Below are 3896 nucleotides of genomic sequence, written 5' to 3'. Positions count from 1 at the left end.
ACAGGCCGGTGTCGCCACCGAACGCAAGAAACTGGGACGACACGCAACCGTGCACCGGCGCGCTGATCTGGCACCAACCTCCGGCACCGCCGCCTTGCTGCGTCTTCGGCTTGGCGAAGCCCGCCGCCCCGCTGATCGCACCGCACGGGCCGACCACTGACACGGTGCCGCCTTCCGGCACTGTGCCGACCACCTGGCCACCGGGACCGCTGCGCACGTTGAGCTTGTCGAGGCCCGGCTGGTTGATGACCACCGTCGCCATTGCATTGCCATCGCCGCAGGTGCCATCCGCCTGCTGCATCGGCGGCATGTCGCCCATATCCGCCGGCGTTTGAGGCGTGCCGCCTCCCCCGGCCTCATCGCCGCCGGCCGGTCTGAGCGTCTTGTGCTTGTTGCCGCTGCTTGTGCCTGCCGCGGGCACGAAGTCGACATTCGAAGCAGCTAAAGCCGGCGACTCCAAGATAAGCAGGGTAGCTATGCAAAGGAGAAGGAGCCGGAACCCGCCGGCCCCAGTCCGGCATTCTTTGGCAGCCATTTGACGGTCCTTCTCGCTTACTGTCACGTGCCTTGTCCTGCCTAACCGGCGTTGCTTGACTTGGCCGCGGCGCCGCCGCTACCGCCAGAAGCACCACCGCCCAGGTCGTCCCGCTGTAGTTCGACGCGGCGGTTCTTGGCACGCCCTTCTTCGGTGTCATTGGATGCGACCGGTTGCGTCATGCCGGCGCCATCAGAGGCGAGGCGATCGGCGGCGATGCCGTATTGGGAGACAAGCGCCGCAACGACGTTGGCAGCGCGCCGCCGGGACAGATCGAGATTGTAGTCTGCGCCGCCCTGGCTGTCGGTGTGGCCGACGACGCGCAGCTTCAGGTCCGGCTCCGACGTCAGTAGCTGCGCGATCTCGTCGAGCGCCCGCTTGGACTCAGGCTTGATGACGTCCTTGTCGAAGTCGAACAATATCCCATAGACCGCAATCTTTCCGGTGTCGGAGAGTGCCGTCCCGATCTCCTTCGCGGTGACCACCCGGATCTTGCCGGTCTCCATCTCCTTGGTCTCGACGACCCGGACGACGGCGACGTTGCCGCTGCTGCTTTCACCAAGATAGAGAGCCGCGTAGACCGCTCCCTCCTGGCGGTCGAGCCGGGCGAGGAGGTAGCGTCCGCCTTCCTGGAACCAGTTCTGAACGTAGTCATCCGCAAGCTTGGGAACGGTGAGCGGATCGCCCACGGCCTGGCCGAGAAGATATCCACCTTCGGGCTGGCCGGATTCGAAGCAGGAGCCATTCTTGGTGGCGCAGGTGAAGACCTCCGAGAAGCCCTTCGCCTTCAGGCCTTCCTCGTAGTTGCGGAGCACCTCGAGCGTCGAACGGCCTTGTGGCAGTGTGTAGTAGATGAGCGTGATGTGGCCTTCGACCGTCTTGAAGCCAGTGCCGCCATTGGTGCTCGTCGGCGAAAAGGGAGCTTCGACGAGGTTTGCCTCGTCGAATTCCGTCGTCTTGTAACCGACGATCTCGGAGCCGTCGTAGCGCCCGACCAGCGGGTGATCGGAACTACCTTCGACATCGGCCGCCCGTACAGGCAGCGCGATGCCCAGACCGCCTATGATCAGCAGCACGGCGATGGAGCCGATCCCCTTCGCGCTGGCCATGGTTCTCATCGTCTTATACCTCGAGGCAAACGGGATTGGTGGACTGCGGCGCCGACAAACCGCAGACCGGAACCGCCAACGCAACGGAGACATTCGGCCGAAAGCAGCTGTAGCGCTGCTCCCATTGCTGGGGCCGTGATCTGATTGGGGAAATTGAATGATTGTATGCCGGATATTGGCGCCATGACTTGGCCATGTTCGATCCCAATCTGCTGCGCGTTTCGGCGTGACGACACAGGGGGGATCGCCTGCTCGAATATGCCGGCGTGCTTGGGATCCTCTTGCAGGTCACAAGGATGGTCATTAGCTCGACGCCAAGCACGATGATTGTCGTCCCGCTTCAGCAGGCTCTCAGCGGATTGTGAACCGCGGACAACGCTTCCCAGCATCGTCACTCCCCCTTGCCGACGGGCCTTGCTTTGGTGGACGAATTGCGGCGTCGCTCTCGTCTGCGGGACAGCACCAAGCGTCGCAGGAGAAATTGCCGCGAAAACCGGGCGTCGCCTATCATCATATGATGATGGAAAGCGGCGGACTGCGTTCGAAGGAAGGGGCCCCCTCTGGAAGGCTCGTCAGCGCGGGAGCGGGTGCGCCGACTTCAGGAGGGCAACCAGCTGGCTTTGCTGGTTTGTACCGGTCTTGCGAAAAACGCGGTTGAGGTAAGTGCGCACGGTTGAGAATTGCAGCCCGGCTTCGGCTGCCGCCGCCTTGAGGCTATGTCCCTTGGCCAACGCGATCACAAGATTTACCTCGGCAGGTGTCAGGTCGAACAGCCCGGTCAAGATGGTCGGGGACGGGACGAGAGCGCTTGCCGAGATCGCCGTCGCCACGACAAGCAGATCACCTCCGTCGAAAAGGTCATGCGCGCTCCGTTTGAGCGGAAGGACATGCACCACCGCCGGCGGTGTGCCCCGCACAGGGATAGATCGCGGGGGCAGTTCGCCACGCATCGCCTGCAGCGCGGCCTGGAACAGACGGTTGCTCTCAGTGTTGGCGAGGGCGACGCCGCCGAATGCCGTCGGCAGAAAAAGCGACTTCTCGCGGTCGAATAGGCTGTTGGTCACCCGAACCCGCCCGTTGGCGGCGAGAACAGCGGCCGGAAGCCCGATCCTGGCTAACGCGTCGACGGCGCCGCGCGCCTGCACAAGACCAAGCCGGGCTGCCGCGAGCGTGGCGCGCGCCATGTCGGGTCGGATCCTGTCGAGGACTTCAAGCTGCTGCTCTTCGTAGCCTCCTTCGTCGAGCCCGCGCTGGAAAACAAATATCGCGATCTCACCTGTGGGCATGGCAATAGCCGCGCAAGCATTCACGCCCAGGCCACGCTCGCGCAGCCGAATGCGCATAGGATCATCCCGCACCTCGTCGGCCGTCATGAATCTGTCTACATCCACGAAGCTTGCCGGACGAACGGCCCCCATACGCGCAGCGGCTGTGGACAAGCGCAAGCTTTCGTCCTCAAGGAACTCGTCCATCAAATCCTGCAGCTGTGCCACGGCCTTTCCCCGAATCGGCATGCCATCCGCGAATACAAAGAGCGCACCGCCTTTTGATGCCGACACATTGGTGATCTGCCCGAGAACAGCGGGCCACTTTTCCGCTATGAACGCAGCTTCATAAAGCGCATCGAGAATTTCTGTAAACATTCGCGCCCATCTTACGCAGCCTACTTATTGTGCTGCGAACGAGGACAATAGCAAATTGCCGGCCAAGGAGGTATCTCTCAGGCCGACCGCGTTCGACGCAGGGTCAGATGAAGACGCCGAGAAGCCGTTCGTCTCCGGGCTTCGTCGTACGCCGCAACACGTTGCGCAGAGGACTATCGACGTCTTGCTATCTGCCCAAATCGGTGTCGTCACTCGTTGCGTCGTCACCCATGTGTCCGGTACGATACGTCACCTATGTCTCGGGTCGCTCATTCAACTATTGCCGCGTGCGACAAAGCGGCGCCAGCCGCCGAATGAGGAGATGTCGAAGGCACCGTCCAAGCCCGCGCTTTCGACCAGAAAACCCTTGGCGGGGGTGCCGTCGTCGAGTTCGACCGTGCCGATGCCGAGCGGAGCCGGAATAGCGGCGACGAAACGGCCGAAAGCCTCAGGCCCAAGCCGCCAGACCTCGACGTCGATCCGCATGCCGCCATCGGCGACGCGGATCAGGCCGGGCTTGGGCACGGACTGGCCGGCCAACGCATAGAGCTTGTAAGCGGCGGCGGTCCTGGTCGCGCGCAGGAATTGCGCGCCGAGCTGGTTGAGCTG

Annotated in this window: 3 protein-coding genes and 1 pseudogene; all 4 read right to left on the bottom strand. The window is 63.0% G+C overall.

Features of this window, described 5'->3' with window-relative positions; genetic code table 11:
• Positions 1–535 (bottom strand): annotated as a pseudogene (locus O7A61_RS31350) (hypothetical protein); the annotation flags it as partial.
• Between the two features lie 41 nt (positions 536–576).
• Positions 577–1644 (bottom strand): OmpA family protein, encoded by a 1068-nt coding sequence (locus tag O7A61_RS31345; protein WP_337133046.1) that lies wholly within the window; start codon positions 1642–1644, stop codon positions 577–579.
• A 572-nt stretch (positions 1645–2216) separates the two neighbouring features.
• The gene (locus tag O7A61_RS31340; RefSeq protein WP_337133045.1) at positions 2217–3287 is read right to left on the bottom strand and encodes a helix-turn-helix transcriptional regulator; all 1071 of its coding nucleotides are present in this window, start codon (positions 3285–3287) and stop codon (positions 2217–2219) included.
• Between the two features lie 273 nt (positions 3288–3560).
• Positions 3561–3896 (bottom strand): allophanate hydrolase-related protein (locus O7A61_RS31335; protein ID WP_442921135.1); only part of this gene is annotated, 336 nt, incomplete at its 5' end.

The organism is Mesorhizobium sp. Cs1321R2N1 (assembly GCF_037179725.1).
Taxonomy (GTDB): domain Bacteria; phylum Pseudomonadota; class Alphaproteobacteria; order Rhizobiales; family Rhizobiaceae; genus Mesorhizobium; species Mesorhizobium salmacidum.
The sequence above is the reverse complement of the archived record's forward strand: the minus strand, read 5'-3'. Positions and strand labels throughout refer to the sequence as shown.